Source organism: Clostridium sartagoforme (assembly GCF_039521405.1).
Taxonomy (GTDB): Bacteria; Bacillota; Clostridia; order Clostridiales; family Clostridiaceae; genus Clostridium; species Clostridium sartagoforme.
On record NZ_BAAACH010000016.1, the window covers coordinates 282,264 to 298,715 of the forward strand.

Sequence of the window (16,452 nt, forward strand, 5' to 3'; positions counted from 1 at the left end):
AATTCATTCAAAATCTACGATAATTTTATCTATTTCAAATCCAATACCTCGTAGTCTGCAAATTTACGGTTAGCAGGTAGAAACTTTCGATCCATATTATCGATGATATACGAGTTTTTTTCTAATTTATATTGTATTATACACAAGCATTAAAATTATTTCAACATTTAATTATTTATTAAATCAACAGTACTACTCTTTTCTTTAACTTGATTCTCTCTTATATTAAATAAAATTTTTGCAATTATTAATATTAAAGAGCAAGCCCATATTGATTTAACACCTATTACTACAGTTAAGATTCCTCCTAATGATGCTCCAATTAAAAATGAAAATATTATTATTGAATATCTAATTGATTTTATATAAGCATCTTTATTTTTTTCTACTATTGCCAAATAAGCTGACTGACAGGCTATTCTTAAATTACCTGTACACATTGTTGTGCTATATGGAGAATCTACCAATTTTCTAAAGGATGATATTTGTACTGATGAAACAAAAGATATAGTAACCGTTACAAATATATGTGGAACATCCTTTGGTACAAATCCAACTATGAATAATACCATTGCTTCAACAATTAAAATAACTTTTTCGCCCTTAGATGATTCTAAATAATTTTCTGTAGCCTTCTTCTTTATTGCTTCTGCAACAAAAACACCTATTATAAATGATAAAATAGGAAGTGCTGCCATAAATACATCGTTATAATTTCTATTAGTAATACCTAAAGCTACTAATACCATATTGCCAGTTTCAGCATTAGCAAATACGCCTCCCCTACATATAAATGTATAGGCATCTAAAAACCCTCCTACTATTGCAAGAAATATTCCTAAGGTCACTGATTCAACTGTATTTTTATTACTTGGTAAATTTTTTCTTATGTCTATAATTATTTCTTTTGCTCTAAGTTCTTTTATGTCCACCTAATGCCCCCTTAACTCCTATAATAATTATTGTAATTAAGTTACATTTAATTTTATCTTTATTATACTCCAACTATATTTTTAAGCCATTTCTTTTGTTTATATCTTCTAAATCCTAATATAAATTTATATACTTCTTCTAGTGTTATCATTGCATAAACATAATAAATAGGTAGTCCTAGAACTATTCCTCCTAAGAAGGCAAATGGAATGCCAACACACCATACTCCAGTCATATCTAAAAGAAGAGATGCCTTTGTATCTCCTCCACTTCTAAGAACTCCTACAATATTAACTAAATTAAAAGTTCTAAATGGTAGATAACATACGAATACAGTTAAACATTTAGTTATATCGCTTGCTACATTATTTGGAACAGAAAATAACCTAATTAATGGAGTTCTTATTAAAATACATATTATTCCCATTACTAAGGCTAACATTAATTGTAATGTAAAAAAACTCTTTGCATGCTTTTCTGCATTATTTAATTTATTTGCACCAAGCTCATTTCCTAATATAACTGCTGTAGCTGAACTTAGCCCTTGAAATAAAACCACACAAATTTGTTCAACATTTTGTGTTATTGTTATTGATGCAACTGCCTCATCACCCATTCTTCCATAAACTAATGAATACATAGTGACTCCAAGTCCCCATATAAATTCATTTGCTATAACAGGTGATACTGTAACAAAGTATCTTTTTATAAATTCTTTATCAAAATCTATAAGTTCTTTTATTTTAGCTGCTGCTGCACCTTTATCAATATAAACAACAGATAAAATAGAAATAGCTTCTACTAATCTTGCAATAACAGTTGCAATTGCAGCTCCTCTAACCCCTAGCTCTGGTGCACCAAAATTTCCAAATATAAATGTATAATTTAATATTACATTAACTCCAATAGATACTATACTTATGAAAACTGGAGCTTTAACTTTATTCGTTGCTCTTAAAAGTGCTATATAGCAGTTTGTAACCGCAGTAAGTGGATAACTTAAAGCTACTATAAATAAATAAGATGACCCAACTGCTATTGTGCTTTCACTTGGTGTAAAAATTCTCATAACTATATTTGGTATAAACAATCCTGCAGCCATAAAAATTACTGATGCAGTAACTCCAATTATAAGCGAGACTCCAAGAACTCTTCTTATATTTTTCACATCTCTTTTTCCCCAGTATTGAGCGGTTAATATGGACGATCCGCTAACAACTCCAAATAATAATAATGTAAAAACAAAAAATACTTTATTAGCAAGTCCAACAGCAGCTATAGCACTTTCTCCTAAACTGCCAATCATCATTGTATCTACAAGATTTAAGGTTGTGTTAAGAAGTGCTTGCATAGCTATTGGAATACCAATAGTTATAGTTTTTCTTAAAAATTTTTTATCCTCGAATAAGTCATTTAAATATGACAATATCATTTATCCTAATCCCCCTATCTCTATATTTTATATTATTTTCTTATTTCATTAATTTTTCAATTATAAAAAGCGTATCTTTCGATACACCTTCTATAAGAATTGCTAATATTTATATATAAAATATATTTAAATTCTAGTTTAAGTATTATCTTTATTTTTCTTAAAATGTTTTTCTTTTATTTCATGCAATTTTTCTCTTTTATTATACTAATTATATCATGATATATATGTTACTATCAGTTATGTTATTATTTCTACTACGGTTTCATTATAAGTAACCTGTCCACCTATATCTGATATTCCTGAATTAGTTAAATAATTTGGATTTCCATGTTTAGTCCACCATCCAGCATACATTAATACTACAAAATCAGCAACAGAATTGTCTATCTTTAGCTTTGCTTTTATTTCACCATTTTTATTTTTCAATGATATGATTTCATTTGCCTTTATAAATAATTCATTTGCCATTTTTTCATTCATATGTACAAATGAAATTTCATCATTATCCATTATATGTTGACTTGATAAAGTATCTCTACTATGGTTAGTTAACAACCTAAATTTTCTTATATCTTCATTTTCTTTTTTGTAATTTTTATATAATTTATTATTAAAAAAGATCTCAAATTTGCCTGATTTAGTATCAAATTTTTTATCTTCCCACGCTATAGGATTATGAATAGTAAAATGATTATCTTTTAAAAACTCTATATCAACTTCACTATTAAAAGCTTTTAATGGCTCTAAAACCTTGGATAAGTATTCCTTTTTACTTACATAAGGATAGTTTCTTAAGTTAATTCTTTTTGCAAGTTCTTTAAAGAATTCATATTCATCCATCAATAGTTCCTTTGGTTCAACAGCTTTCTCATTATAAACTATATATGGATTATTCATTGAACTATAAATTAAGTCTTCACTTTCTAAAGTACTAGTTGTTGGAATAAATAAATCACATTCCTTAGCTGTATCTGTCATAAACATATCAAAACAAACTTTAAATTCTATATTTGAAAAAGCTTCTTTCAAATTATTTAGATCCGCCAATTGGTTTATCATATTACTTTTTGTTATTACAGCCATTTTTATTGGTTCATTAAATATATTAGCATCTATTCTTAAGTTATCATCTTTTATGTATATTTTTTCTTCATCATAATAATCTTTTCCAACTAATGAGTCATTTATAAAATCTGCTATATGACTTACATAAAAAAATCTATTTTCACAATTTTCTTCACTGTTATATGGATCAGAGTTAATTACATTAGGATAAACCTTATTCGCATAGTTAATTCCTCCACCGCTAAAGCCAATTTGCCCTGTTATTGCTCCTAAAATATCTACTAAGCTTATAGTATTTCCTCCGTTCTTATATTTTTGCATACCATACCCAAGTAGTATAGTAGAATACTTCTTAGTATATAATGTAACTAACTCTTCTATATCTTCCTTACTTACACCACAAATTTCTATTAAAATTTCAAGACTTAAGCTTTCTAAATAATTTTTGTAGTCATTAAAATTATTTACATAAGCTTCTATATAATTTTCATCATGTAAATTCTTATCAAGTATTATTTTTCCCATTGCTAGAGCTAATGCTCCATCTCCACCAGGTTTAATTCTTACATACTTATCAGCCAGTTCAGCTGTCTTTGTATAAATTGGGTCAATAACTACTATTTTACTTCCATTATTCTTTGCCTTTTTTATACTTTGCATTGTATGTATACTAGTAAATGCCGGATTTTTTCCCCATACAAATATTGTTTTACTATTCAGCATATCATCTAATGAATGACTTTTCACATCTCCAAAATTAATTGTTTGTGCTTTAATCCCTGCACTCCAACAAGGACCTCCCTTGGATTTACTAACACCTCCATAAAAGTTAAAAAATAAATCTCCTACACTTTTAAGTAATGCACCATTTCCATATTGCTCATAATATAATATTGCCCTTGAAGAATAATTGTTTTTATAATATTCAAGTTTTTCAGTCATAATATTTAGAGCTTCATCAAAAGAAATACTCTGCCATTCATTATTAACTTTTATCATTGGAGAATATATTCTGTTTTTATGATTTAATCGATCTAAATGTGCCAACCCTTTTTTACATATAAAGCCTTTTGTATACGGGTGACTTTTATCACCCTCTATCTTCACAATTTTGTTTTCTTCAGTATATATATTGAATTTACAACAATCAAAGCAATCAAGTGTACATCCATGACTAAATTTCTTCATAAAGCACCTCTATCTAAATTTATATATTTTTATAATTTTATCATACTTTTGAATTTTTTTCTTAACTTTCTATTTTAGAATCATAACTTTTTTATTTCTTACTATAATAGTATTTTAATTTATAAAACAATAAAAATTGATTGACTTCACATATATTACTTTAATTTCATTACCTTTTTTTGTAAATTATTACCTTTTACTACTACAATTTACTATATTATTAAAACTTCTGGATTTTCAGGACCAAATTTCTGTATATAATTATCTTGAAAATTTAAATCTATAGTGTTATTATATATTCACACTATAGATTTTAAATCTTAAATAGTAAATTTAATAAATTCTGAAATATGCGTTAAGCTCCTATTTTGAACCTACATTTATTTTACGGGAGTTCAATATTTAGATATAGAAATGTACTTTCTTATGAGTCCCTTAGACGGCATTGAAGGCGATTGAAATATCTGTGCGGACACCCACCTATCTGAGGATAGGGATCAAAATTGGAGTACCGGTATTTTGGATTTTATATGTAATTTAAAAAGCCAATATTTTTCTATATGAAAACTATTGGCTTTTTTATTGATTTTGATTTTAATAAATCTTTAAATTATATTAAGTATGTACTATACTTTAAATTTATTTATTCTACTCATTAAATGTTTTGTCATATTATTTATCCTTTGAGCTGTAGATGCAACTTCTTCAGTAGAAGCGTACATTTCTTCTGATGAAGCCATAATTTCCTCTGACGAAGCTGAAATTTCTTCTGCTGATGCAGATGTCTGTTCAATCTTCATTAATATAGAATTTTTATCAGAGTCAATACTGTTTACAGATTTATTTACCATTTTAATTTTAGGTACTATACTATTTATCCCATCAATAATTTTATCAAAAGAATTTATTGCATAATTAACTATATCTGTCTGATTATTTAACTCTTTGCTCATAATTTCAGTTGTTTTAAGCATAGAATCTTTATCTCTTTTTGTATCACTAACCAAATTATCTATGTTAATAGAGGATATTCTACATTGCTCTGCCAGATTTCTTATTTCTTCTGCAACTACGGCAAATCCACGCCCTTGCTCTCCTGCTCTTGCTGCTTCAATAGATGCGTTTAATGCTAATAGATTCGTTTGTTCTGCAATGTCATTTATTAAATTTGTCATATCACTTATTTTACTAATATTTTCACCTAAATTGCTGAATTTAATTAATACATTATTAAATGATTCTCTTATTTCATTTATTGATTTTACTAAGTTTTGCATACCACTATTACTATTAACAGCCATAGTGCCAATGCCTTCTGAGAATAACTTAACATCTTCTATTAGGTGTACAATACTATCAATTTGTTCTCCAAAGTTAGTTATTATAATATTCATATCTACTAAATCTTCACTTTGAGAAGTAGTTCCCTTAGTTACTTCTTCTATTGCAGCCGTAACATTTCCTGAAGCTACAGACATTTCACCTGCAGTACCAGATAATACCCCTGCTTGTGTATCTAAAGCATCTGATGCTTTCTTAACAGCTTTGATAATCCCTGATATTTCACTTATCATTTTTGATAAAGTTCTTTTCATTGTACCAAACTCATTGTTTTTATTATCTTCTAAATTAATAGTGAAATCTCCCGTTGCTAAGATCTCTAATCTCTCATTCATATCTTTTGATTCAGTTTTTATCATTTTAACCAATTTATAAGAAAGAGTTGAAAGTATTATTATTGTCAATAATATAATAGCAATAAATACTCGTCTTGAATTAATATAAATGGTATTACCTTCGTTATTTAAATCATAAGCTTTTTCTATATTGTGAGTCTTTAAATCAAATAATGCTTCTTCCGCTTTTATTGCTACATCTGATAATTTATTATAATCATCATCTGATACCTTTTTTCCATTACTTAAATCTTCATTTATTTTCTTCCAGACCTCTAAATAAACTTCATAATTGGATTGAAATTCATCCAAGTCTTTTAAATCCTGTCCATCTTTATTCACATCGCTAATTTGTCTTAAATAACTTTGAATCTTTTCATTATGCTTATCTATGCTATCATTATATTCAAAGTTATATTTAAGCATTTCTTTATTAGCTTCTATTCTCATATTAGCAAATTCTCCTCTAATTCCAGCACCAATAGATAAAGGCTGTACACTATTATTATACATAATCCCTATATTTTCATTAATTTTACTGATACTAAAATATCCGACAATACCTATTATAATTGTAAATATGATTGCTAATAATGATGTTATAAAAACACCTTTTGATAATTTTAAATCTAATAGCTTCTTTATCAATTTTTCTTCCTCCTATTATTAATAAATAACTTATTTTAAACATATGCACTAATATTGTTTATTAATTAATAATAATTATTTTTTATTATATACTATTGTACCATAAAATCTTAATATTTCTATATTTTTTTATTTCATAATTTATATAAATCTCCTTTAAATAGAAAAAGTACTAGTTGCATTATATTTTACATATCTATGATCTAACTTTTATGATAAACTCATATAAATAATAAAAGCGTTCGATAAAATCTATAAGAGGTGATTTAATGTACAATTATAATACTTTAGAAAATACATCTATTAATATCTTGTATCAAACATTTTTATCTTCATTTTCAGACTATCAAGTAAAATTTAATATTTCACTTTCTGATTTTGAAAGCATGTTAATTAGACGAGGATATACACCTAAATTCTCAATTGGGGCATTCAAAAACGATGAATTAGTTGGATTTATATATAATGGGCTAAGAATCTGGAATGGCAAGAAAACTATTTATGACACAGGAACTGGAGTTATAAAAAACTATAGAAAACAAGGTATAACTACATTAATGTTTAATTACTTAATAAAAGATTTAGTAAAAACCGATGTGGAATGTTATTTACTTGAAGTGTTAAAGTCTAATATATCAGCTTTTAACTTGTATAAAAATCAAGGATTTGAAATTGTAAGAGAATTGGAATGTTTTAAAATGAAGAAATCTAAATATAAAATATCATCAAAGGTCAATACAGAAAGTAAATATGCTTTAACTGATGAAGAGTGGAGTCAAATAATTGAATTTTGGGATATAAAACCTTCTTGGCAAAATTCTATTGATTCTATAAAGTCAGCTATTAATAACTTTATATTTTTATTAGTGAAAGATAAATCCAATATTATTGGCTATGGAATTATCGATAAAAATACTGGTGATATTCCTCAATTTGCAGTTCATCACAAATATAGAAATAAAGGAATTGGAACAAGTATAGTAACTAATTTAATTAAAAATACACAATCAGATACAATATCTATTCTTAATATAGATAAAAGCTATACTCCTATAATAAAAATGTTATTATCTCTTGGATTCGAAAATTTTGTTGGCCAGTACGAAATGTTATTAAATTTGAAATAAAGATTTTCTTAGTTTATATAATGAATGTTATAATATTACTATAACGTTGAAAGGAGCTAAAATTTTGATTAATGTATTAACTCTTGTATTATCTTCTATTATAGCCACTATAATTTTCAATTACTTCTTTAAATATTTAATAGGAAGTGGAAAAATTCCATTTAAATCTGCAAAAACAACTAAGGGCAAAATAATTTGGCTAATCATTTGCTTTTCAATTTATATAGTTGGTTATGTCTTTTTAGATTTTTTAAATTTAAATGTGATAGGCTTTAACATAGGTAGAGGAATATTACTTGCTCTATTTGTGACAATGCTATTATTTGACTCTTATAAGAAAGGAAACAAATGATGGAAAAATATATTTCAAATATAAAATCACCTAAAATTAGTATTGCTCCAATGGTGGATAAATCTCATAGACATTTTAGATATTTTTCAAGACTTTTAACTAAAGATGCTCTACTTTATACAGAAATGGTAACTGCTCAATCTATTATTAATGGCGATAGAAATAAAATTCTTTATTTTAGGGAAGAAGAAGGTGCTGTTGCTCTTCAAATAGCAGCCTCTAATGCAGAAGATGCTTATAAAGCTGTTAAATTAGCTAATGATTATAACTATACTGAAATTAATTTAAATTGTGGATGTCCTTCTGATAGGGTTTCAGGGAACTTAATGGGAGCTGCTTTAATGTCTTCTAAAGAATTAGTTTATGATATTTTATGTGCCATGAAAGAAGCAACAAATAAACCTGTAACTATAAAGCATAGAATAGGTATAGATGGTACAGGAGTTTTAGAAAGCGAAAAAACTAAAATTATAATGGATGGGTATGATGATTTACTAGATTTTTTAGATACTGTATCAAAAGCAAGACCGGATAGATACATTATTCATGCAAGAACTGCCATATTAAAAGGCCTAAGTCCAAAAGATAATAGAGAAATTCCTCCTCTTAATTATGATATGGTTTATAAGTTAAAAGAAGAATTTGACTACTTAAACATAGAGATTAATGGTGGTTTTAGAACATTAGATTCTATTAAAGAAGCTCTTAATAAGGTAGATGGAGTAATGATTGGAAGAGCCTCTTATGAGGATTGCTATCTTCTATCTCAACTATATAAACTTAATGAAAATAGCGAAGTTGTAGCTCCTACTTCAAGGGGCGAAGTAATAAAAGCTTATATTCCATATGTAATAGAGGAAATGAATAATGGAAGTAGTGTTCACTCGTTAATTGCACCTCTTCAAAGTTTATTTCAAGGACAAAAGGGAAGTAGAAAATATAAACAATTATTATCATCTTCTAATATAAAAAAAGAAAATCTATTAGAGATATTTGATAGCATTTTTGAATTAATGCCATCATCAATTTTATGGGAAAACAATTAATTTGTATTATTATCTAATAAAAATAACCATTACATCTTAATATCTTTTATATGAAAAGTATATTATTTATTTTATTATATCTATATAATAGTATATAAGTTCTAAAACAAATCACTAAGGGGGAGAATATTATGGTTAGTTTTAAAGAAATTGAACCTAAAGATTTAAATCAAAGTACATTTCAATTAATAGGTCATGACTGGATGCTTATTACTGCTGCTAAAGAGGATAAAATAAATACAATGACAGCTTCTTGGGGAAGCTTTGGTATTATGTGGGGAAAAAATGTGGTTTCTATAGTGGTAAGACCTCAAAGATTTACTAAGGAATTTATAGATTTTTCTTCAACTTTTTCACTTACATTTTTTGATAAGTCTTATAAAAAAGATTTAGGATATTTAGGATCAGTATCTGGTAGAGATGAAGATAAACTTTCTAAAACTAATTTAACAGCTACTTATATTGATAATACTCCATCTTTTGAAGAAGCAAAGCTTACAATCATTTGTTCAAAATTATATTCTCAAGAGCTTAAACCTGAATGCTTTATCGATACCTCTTTAGATAAGCAATTTTATCCTGAAAAGGATTATCACACTTTATATATAGCGGAAGTAAAAAAAGTATTAATAAAAGAATAAATAAAGAATCCTGATTTTCAGGATTCCTTATTTAGGGGTTATTAACAAATTAAATTGATTTATGAGAAAAATGTTATATATTAAATTAATATATACTAATTTATGTTGTATATGAAGTCATATAATAAACTATTATTGTGCCTAATTAATAAGCTTGGCTATTTGTTTTCCGTAATCTTTACATCTCTCTGCTTCTTCACCTTCTGGAGTATAATTAACTATTAATGAATCTAACGGTAAAGTTGCTCCTGCTTCTCTAACTCTATCTTCAAACTTTTCCATCCATTCACCAGATCCCCATCCATATGAACCAAATAAAGCTACATTTTTGCCATTTAGATCACCTTCTATAGATTCTAGAAAAGGTAAAAATTCTCCTTCTTCTAACTCTTCATCTCCCATAGACGGACAACCTAATACAAGTAAATCCTCATTAGCAAATGACCTAACCTCTGTAGATGATATATTTACTAATTCTCCTTCTTTTCCTGAATCCTTAATACCTTCTAAAATTAAGTTTGCCATTGCTTCAGTATTTCCTGTACCACTCCAATAAATAATTTTCATATATCCTCCTTTTTCATTCTCTTTTCTTTGAGAATGATTATCAATACTATTATGATATAATAGTACATGTTTGTTAAAGTAAAGTCAATATATTTTTTCCAATAATTCATAAATTTATATAATTCATTATTTTATTAATGATATAATAATCCAAAAGTATATAAAAAAGGCATAGTAATTCATTGCTACCATGCCTTTATTGTTTATCTCTCCACCCTATACTTAAACATAAATATTAAAATTCAATAAGATTTAATCCTATATTTTCATTAAACTTTCTTCCCATAGATCCATTTATTTTTGTTATTATTATTTCTGCTGTAGCGCTTATAATTGCTTTATTTAAATGACCACCTATACATTTACCTTCGAAGTTTGCAAAAGTTCCATGTATATGTAAATATACTTCATTGTTCATTCTTGATATATTTCCAGTTAAATTCGTAATTTCAAAATCTTCCTCATATGTATTTGAATAATATTTCTTTTCATCAATTTTGAATAATCCTACAACCACATGATTTGAAGCTCCTAAACCTGATATAGATCCCAATTCTATATTTTCTTTTTCACACAAACTTTTAATAGACTCTATAACTTCTTCTCCTTTTTCTAATCTTAATACTATTGAATCATCGAACACTCTATAATTCATATCTACCACTCCATCTCTAATAAAAATTTATTATCTTTATATTTTGATTTTATCATAAAAGTAAATATAATATTAGCTATAATCCTAACTTTTAGATATTACTTGTATTTCTTTTAGATAATAGTAGCTTTCTACTAAAATATTAAAGAAGCATACTACTTTTCATAATTTATAACATTTATATAAAATCTTTATAACATAAAAAATCCCTTAGAAAAATTCTAAGGGATTTATATAATTAAAAGCATTTAGCCATTTTTATTATTCTTTCACCTAATAGTACTTTATCAAATACTTTATCGTAATCTAATTTTTCATAAAACTTACTTACTTTTTCATCTTTTGCTAGTAATGATATACCATCATACTCTTCTTTTTTAGCAACTTGCTCTGCGTATTTCATTAATTTTTTACCTATTCCCATACCTCTTGCTTTTTCATTAGTAGCAATATTGGATATATATAAGTTACCTTTTCTACACTCTCTGAATATCATATATTTTATTCTTGTGATTAAGTAATAAAATTTTTCACTTAAACCTTCCATCTTAGGAATTTGCTTAAAATCAGTCTTCATACTTAACCTATCTAATTCATCATAAGGTATTAATATTACTGCACCTAATATCTTATCATTCAATTCTGCTACTGTTATATATTCAGTGCTATACCTTGAACCTTTTGTTTTTATTAGTGATTTTAGGTTATCTAAACTTTCTTGTTTAGATTCTCCCCCTCAAACGTAATCAGGATGAACTTCTGTGCAATAGATTAAATCAGCTATTACATCAATATCTGGATTTGTTGCTTTTCTAATTTTAATATCATTTTTTCCCATTTTTATTACCTCCTATACAGAAAGTTAATTTACTGTATAGTTCTATTATATATACTAACTACTAAATTATCATTGCTATATGTGCTGCAATAATGATACTAATATGCTTAACTAACATTTATGTTAAAATGATTAATCATATAAAAATATCAAAAAAAGCCATATATAAAGATAAGATATAAATTTCTTCTCTTTATAATGACTTTTTTACTTGTTTTATAATTTTTATTTTACTTAATAGAAATTTCCTTTGATAATACTTCTTCTTTTATTTCATTTGCTATTGCTTCATCTTTTATTTCTTTCCTAAGACCTTTAAGAGACTTTTCTCTTCTTTGATTTCTTTCTTCTAAATCTTTAATTGTCTTTTGATCATCTGTTTTAGACATCATTTCATTTGCCAAATTAATATTTTCTAAAGTACTATTAATATTCCTTTGAATTCTTTCTACATTATCACTTCTATCATCAGGATTATTTTTCATATTACTTCCTCCTTATATTGAACTACATTTATATGATGTTCAATATATAAGTTTATACGCAAGTAATTTCTACCAACCTATCCTTCTTTATTTTCCTTTTTTATCAAAGTCATAATTCCTGCAATTAAAAATAATATAGCCGGTATTATTCCAAATAGTGAAATAGATATAAAAATTCCAACTGCCGAAACAATTAATCCCCATCCAGCTAGTTTAGGCTTTGAAGATACTAAAATTGCAGTTACAATTCCTAAAATCGAAAACACAAAAGCTAGTATCCCCAATCCCCCTAGTCCACCTGAATCTCCATTAATAGCTGTACCTACACCTCCTAAGAACAAAGCAAATATTCCACCGAACATTCCTAAAATACCACCAATAATCCCCAACACTTTTTCGGTTGTTCTTGATATATTTTGGCTCATAAAAAAATTCCCCTTTCTTCTTTTATTCATAAAAGTAATTTATACTTTACTATATGAGTACAAATATATATTCTAGAACTTATAATAATTCTTTGTATTTGTATTTGTATTTTTATTTCATCTATATTCATTTATATACATTAAATTTATATATCATAATTGTTTATAAAAATAAAGTGAAGAGCATAAATTTATACTCTTCACTTTATAAGTAATTGAAATTCATCACAAGAAATAGGTTTACTAAAATAATATCCTTGTACTTTATCACATCCCATTTCTTTTAATATATCAAATTGCTCTTTTAATTCTACACCCTCTGCAACTACAATTATATTCATTTCATGTGCAAGGCTAATTATACATTTAACTATTGTTCTATCATGACTACTTAAATGTATATTGTCTATAAATGATTTATCAAGCTTAAGTTTGTTAATTGGAAGTACTCTTAGATAACTTAATGATGAATATCCTGTTCCAAAATCATCTAGGGCAATTTTAGCTCCGATATCCTTTATTTTATTAAGAATCTTTAGATTTTCTTCTATATTACTCATAACTATACTTTCTGTTATTTCTATTTCTAAACATTCTGCAGGTAATTTAGTTCTTTCCAGTATATTCTTTAGCTCATATAAAAAATCATCTTGATGAAGTTGTGCTACTGAAACATTCACAGCTATTGTTATTGGATATAGTCCCATGTCTATCCATTTCTTACTTTGTGTGCAAGTATTCATTAATACCCATTTTCCTATAGATATTATTAATTCTGTTTGTTCTGCTAAAGGTATGAATTCTCCTGGAGAAACATTGCCAAATTCATCACTATTCCATCTTAGTAAAACCTCGGCATTTTCAACTCTACCATCACTTAAGTTTACTTGTGGTTGATAAAGCAACTTGAATTCTGATTTATCAATAGCTCTTCTAAGACCATCTATTAATTGTGATTTTCTTATTATTTCCTTAGACATATCCTCATTATAAAATAAATATCTATTCTTTCCCTTTTCTTTTGCTTTATAGTTTGCTATATCTGAATTCATAAGAAGCTCATTTTTTGTAAAAGCATCTTTTAAAAAAATACTAATTCCTATACTTACCGTTATAAATATATTTTTTTCTTTTACACTTATTGGCTTTTTAAATAAATCAAGAATATTTAAAGCAAATTTATCTATATCTTCTCTACCTTTTACTCCCAATCTTAATATAAGAAATTCATCAGCATCTAGCTTACATATAAATTCATCAGTATTTAATGTATTTAAAAACATTTTAGAAATATATTTTAATACTTCGTCACCATAATCGTGCCCTAATGTATCATTTATAGATTTAAAATTATCGATATCTACTAAAAACACTACTCCTTTATATCCTTCTTGTAAGTTTACAAGAAGTGCATCGTCAACTTTATCTAAAAACATTTGTTTATTAGGTAATCCTGTTAATTGATCATAAAAAGCTAAGAACTTATTTTTTTCTTCTATATTCTTTCTATCTGTAATATCTGTGATAGATCCAGACATTTTTATTGGAGTATTTTTATCATTTATTAATGCTTTTCCTCTTATTAGAACCCACTTAATTTCATTAAAATTGTTTTTTACTCTACATTCAACTTTAAAATACTCAGATTTCCTATTTAAATGTTCATCAAATAAAGTTGTAACCCTATCTAAATCTTCTTCAATTATTAACTTTTTAAAAGTAACCATTAGATTTTCATTATAAGTTAATTTATATCCAAATAAATCTTCAAACTTATCTGAAATATAATGTTCTTTAGTTATAAAATCATATTCCCATATTATGTCGTTTGAACCATCAACAGCAAGCTTATATCTTTCCTCACTTGCTTGTACCTCATTATATTGCATCTCTAATGATTCCTCTATAGCTGCAAGTTCTTCATAAACAACATTTAACTCATCATAGTTCCTATTTAATTCTTTCTCTGTTATAATACGTCTCTTTATATTTGCAATAAGAATTCCTATTAATATTAATAAAAATATTATTACTCCTATTATTATATGTATTTGCATTTTATAAGAATCATAAAGTGAAAATGGCTTATTTATTATTTTATAATCACTTGGTAATTCCTCTATATTAATTCCATACTTTATTAGAGCATTATAATTAAATATAAATTCACTAATATCTTCTTCTTTAACTTGTATATCCTCAATCTTTTGCCCGTCTAATATTTTAATAGCCATATCTGCTGCTGACTGTCCTTGGTCATATCCCTTTATGACTTTTCCGCCTATCACTTCTTCGTTTAATAAAAAATCCCAACACACATAAATTGGTACATTAAATTGCGATATGAAATTTTTATTTTTTTCATATGGAATATATTTTCCATCATCAGTTTTAAATTGCCCAATTACTAATATTGCAGTAGTATTATTATCTAATATATATATTTCATCTAATAATTCTTTTGGCTGCATATCTTTGTAAAAATAAAAATTGATATCATGCTCTAAATCTACTATTGAATTTCTTACTAATTCTTCATTTATTTTTCCTGTAGTAGTATTATCATATACTACTACTACATTTTTAATATCCTTTTGTAAATACATCATACTTAATATTGTTTCTTTTACATTTATTTCTTCCACGATTCCAGTATAATTAGTCTTTCCTTTAAGGATATCTTTGGTAAAGTTATTTACTCCGCAAAATATAACAGGCGTTTTTCCAAATAAGTCTTCTCCATATTTCACCATAAATTCTAATGCATCATTATCCGTACAAATTATCATTTCAAATTTAGTATTTTTATATTTCTCTTTATAAAAATCATATAGCATGTCTATATACATATCACCATTATTATTCTTTAAATCCATATATTCATAATATAAAAATACTTCATTTTTATATTGTAATACATCTTCTATTCCTTCTTGTATATCTTTAACCCACTGTAATTCCTCGCTATAAGAATTTAAAATTAATATTTTTTTATGTGAATCTGCTCTTACCGTCATCTTAAAATAAAAAAACGTACTTAAAAATATTATAAAAATAATAATTCTTTTTTTTAACTTTTCATCCATAACATCCCCCCTCTAATAATTTTTTAATTCTAATCTTTCAAAACCCTTTTCCATTCTCATACTTATTTTCTGTTTTTTTCTACAATAAAAAACAGAAAAACTTATGCTTTTACTGATATTTTATTATAATTTTAAATTATTTACTAGTTATAAAATCAAATTATTTATTATGTAATTATTTTATTCTTGTTTTTATTTTAAATATATAAAAATTATTGTAAGCGCTTCAGAAAATGGCGTCTATAATTATTTTTAAGCAAATGATACCCTATCACTATAGAAATT

The 16,452-nt window shown here is 26.1% G+C and carries 14 protein-coding genes, 1 other RNA gene and 1 riboswitch; of the genes, 5 read left to right on the forward strand and 10 right to left on the reverse strand.

The annotated features are described in order from the left end of the window. Window positions 1-31: 31 nt before the first annotated feature. A riboswitch (purine riboswitch) is annotated at window positions 32-133 on the reverse strand. A gap of 34 nt (window positions 134-167) precedes the next feature. From ABDZ60_RS08850 to ABDZ60_RS08860, 3 genes are all read right to left on the reverse strand, one after another. Further along, window positions 168-932, reverse strand: a complete 765-nt coding sequence (locus ABDZ60_RS08850) for a YoaK family protein (protein ID WP_052953914.1) — start codon at window positions 930-932, stop codon at window positions 168-170. A gap of 62 nt (window positions 933-994) precedes the next feature. Beyond that, entirely contained in the window at window positions 995-2,365 is a 1,371-nt protein-coding gene (locus ABDZ60_RS08855) for an MATE family efflux transporter (RefSeq protein ID WP_343777567.1), read from the reverse strand. Between the two features lie 240 nt (window positions 2,366-2,605). Beyond that, on the reverse strand, window positions 2,606-4,621 hold the full coding sequence (locus ABDZ60_RS08860; protein ID WP_343777569.1) for a molybdopterin-dependent oxidoreductase: 2,016 nt from the start codon (window positions 4,619-4,621) through the stop codon (window positions 2,606-2,608). Window positions 4,622-4,958: 337 nt separating this feature from the next. Between ABDZ60_RS08860 and ssrS the strand changes: the two genes are divergently transcribed. Next, a non-coding RNA gene (gene ssrS / locus ABDZ60_RS08865) (6S RNA) lies at window positions 4,959-5,151 on the forward strand. 96 nt (window positions 5,152-5,247) lie between these two features. Here ssrS and ABDZ60_RS08870 read toward each other — a convergent pair. Next, the gene (locus ABDZ60_RS08870; RefSeq protein ID WP_343777571.1) at window positions 5,248-6,945 is read right to left on the reverse strand and encodes a methyl-accepting chemotaxis protein; all 1,698 of its coding nucleotides are present in this window, start codon (window positions 6,943-6,945) and stop codon (window positions 5,248-5,250) included. Between the two features lie 269 nt (window positions 6,946-7,214). Between ABDZ60_RS08870 and ABDZ60_RS08875 the strand changes: the two genes are divergently transcribed. The 4 genes from ABDZ60_RS08875 (at window position 7,215) to ABDZ60_RS08890 (ending at window position 10,111) form a co-directional block, all read left to right on the forward strand. Further along, window positions 7,215-8,072, forward strand: a complete 858-nt coding sequence (locus ABDZ60_RS08875) for a GNAT family N-acetyltransferase (RefSeq protein WP_343777573.1) — start codon at window positions 7,215-7,217, stop codon at window positions 8,070-8,072. Between the two features lie 64 nt (window positions 8,073-8,136). Then, complete coding sequence (locus ABDZ60_RS08880; protein WP_047000530.1) at window positions 8,137-8,424, forward strand: hypothetical protein; 288 nt, start codon at window positions 8,137-8,139, stop codon at window positions 8,422-8,424. Continuing rightward, on the forward strand, window positions 8,421-9,470 hold the full coding sequence (dusA, locus tag ABDZ60_RS08885; RefSeq protein WP_343777576.1) for a tRNA dihydrouridine(20/20a) synthase DusA: 1,050 nt from the start codon (window positions 8,421-8,423) through the stop codon (window positions 9,468-9,470). Before ABDZ60_RS08880 ends, dusA begins: the two co-directional genes overlap by 4 nt. A gap of 131 nt (window positions 9,471-9,601) precedes the next feature. Further along, window positions 9,602-10,111, forward strand: coding sequence for a flavin reductase (locus tag ABDZ60_RS08890; protein WP_016208587.1), 510 nt, complete (start codon window positions 9,602-9,604; stop codon window positions 10,109-10,111). A 141-nt stretch (window positions 10,112-10,252) separates the two neighbouring features. Here the strand turns inward: ABDZ60_RS08890 and ABDZ60_RS08895 are convergent, their stop codons facing one another. The 6 genes from ABDZ60_RS08895 to ABDZ60_RS08920 all read right to left on the reverse strand — a co-directional run bounded on the left by ABDZ60_RS08895 (window position 10,253) and on the right by ABDZ60_RS08920 (window position 16,167). Beyond that, complete coding sequence (locus ABDZ60_RS08895) at window positions 10,253-10,678, reverse strand: flavodoxin (protein WP_343777579.1); 426 nt, start codon at window positions 10,676-10,678, stop codon at window positions 10,253-10,255. 235 nt (window positions 10,679-10,913) lie between these two features. Beyond that, on the reverse strand, window positions 10,914-11,333 hold the full coding sequence (locus ABDZ60_RS08900; protein WP_343777581.1) for a PPC domain-containing DNA-binding protein: 420 nt from the start codon (window positions 11,331-11,333) through the stop codon (window positions 10,914-10,916). 238 nt (window positions 11,334-11,571) lie between these two features. Then, the gene (locus ABDZ60_RS08905; protein WP_040437027.1) at window positions 11,572-12,024 is read right to left on the reverse strand and encodes a GNAT family N-acetyltransferase; all 453 of its coding nucleotides are present in this window, start codon (window positions 12,022-12,024) and stop codon (window positions 11,572-11,574) included. Window positions 12,025-12,401: 377 nt separating this feature from the next. Continuing rightward, window positions 12,402-12,656 (reverse strand): small acid-soluble spore protein Tlp, encoded by a 255-nt coding sequence (gene tlp, locus ABDZ60_RS08910; RefSeq protein ID WP_047000528.1) that lies wholly within the window; start codon window positions 12,654-12,656, stop codon window positions 12,402-12,404. Between the two features lie 77 nt (window positions 12,657-12,733). Further along, entirely contained in the window at window positions 12,734-13,081 is a 348-nt protein-coding gene (locus tag ABDZ60_RS08915) for a DUF4064 domain-containing protein (RefSeq protein ID WP_047000527.1), read from the reverse strand. Between the two features lie 200 nt (window positions 13,082-13,281). Then, entirely contained in the window at window positions 13,282-16,167 is a 2,886-nt protein-coding gene (locus ABDZ60_RS08920; RefSeq protein WP_343777583.1) for an ABC transporter substrate binding protein, read from the reverse strand. Window positions 16,168-16,452 lie beyond the last annotated feature (285 nt).

Excerpts from the sequence above, each read along its gene's own strand:
- ABDZ60_RS08915 (WP_047000527.1), bottom strand. The coding sequence starts at position 13,081 with ATGAGCCAAAATATATCAAGAACAACCGAAAAAGTGTTGGGGATTATT.
- ABDZ60_RS08890 (WP_016208587.1), top strand. The coding sequence starts at position 9,602 with ATGGTTAGTTTTAAAGAAATTGAACCTAAAGATTTAAATCAAAGTACA.
- tlp (WP_047000528.1), bottom strand. The coding sequence starts at position 12,656 with ATGAAAAATAATCCTGATGATAGAAGTGATAATGTAGAAAGAATTCAA.
- ABDZ60_RS08920 (WP_343777583.1), bottom strand. The coding sequence starts at position 16,167 with ATGGATGAAAAGTTAAAAAAAAGAATTATTATTTTTATAATATTTTTA.
- ABDZ60_RS08860 (WP_343777569.1), bottom strand. The coding sequence starts at position 4,621 with ATGAAGAAATTTAGTCATGGATGTACACTTGATTGCTTTGATTGTTGT.
- ABDZ60_RS08895 (WP_343777579.1), bottom strand. The coding sequence starts at position 10,678 with ATGAAAATTATTTATTGGAGTGGTACAGGAAATACTGAAGCAATGGCA.
- dusA (WP_343777576.1), top strand. The coding sequence starts at position 8,421 with ATGATGGAAAAATATATTTCAAATATAAAATCACCTAAAATTAGTATT.
- ABDZ60_RS08875 (WP_343777573.1), top strand. The coding sequence starts at position 7,215 with ATGTACAATTATAATACTTTAGAAAATACATCTATTAATATCTTGTAT.
- ABDZ60_RS08900 (WP_343777581.1), bottom strand. The coding sequence starts at position 11,333 with ATGAATTATAGAGTGTTCGATGATTCAATAGTATTAAGATTAGAAAAA.
- ABDZ60_RS08855 (WP_343777567.1), bottom strand. The coding sequence starts at position 2,365 with ATGATATTGTCATATTTAAATGACTTATTCGAGGATAAAAAATTTTTA.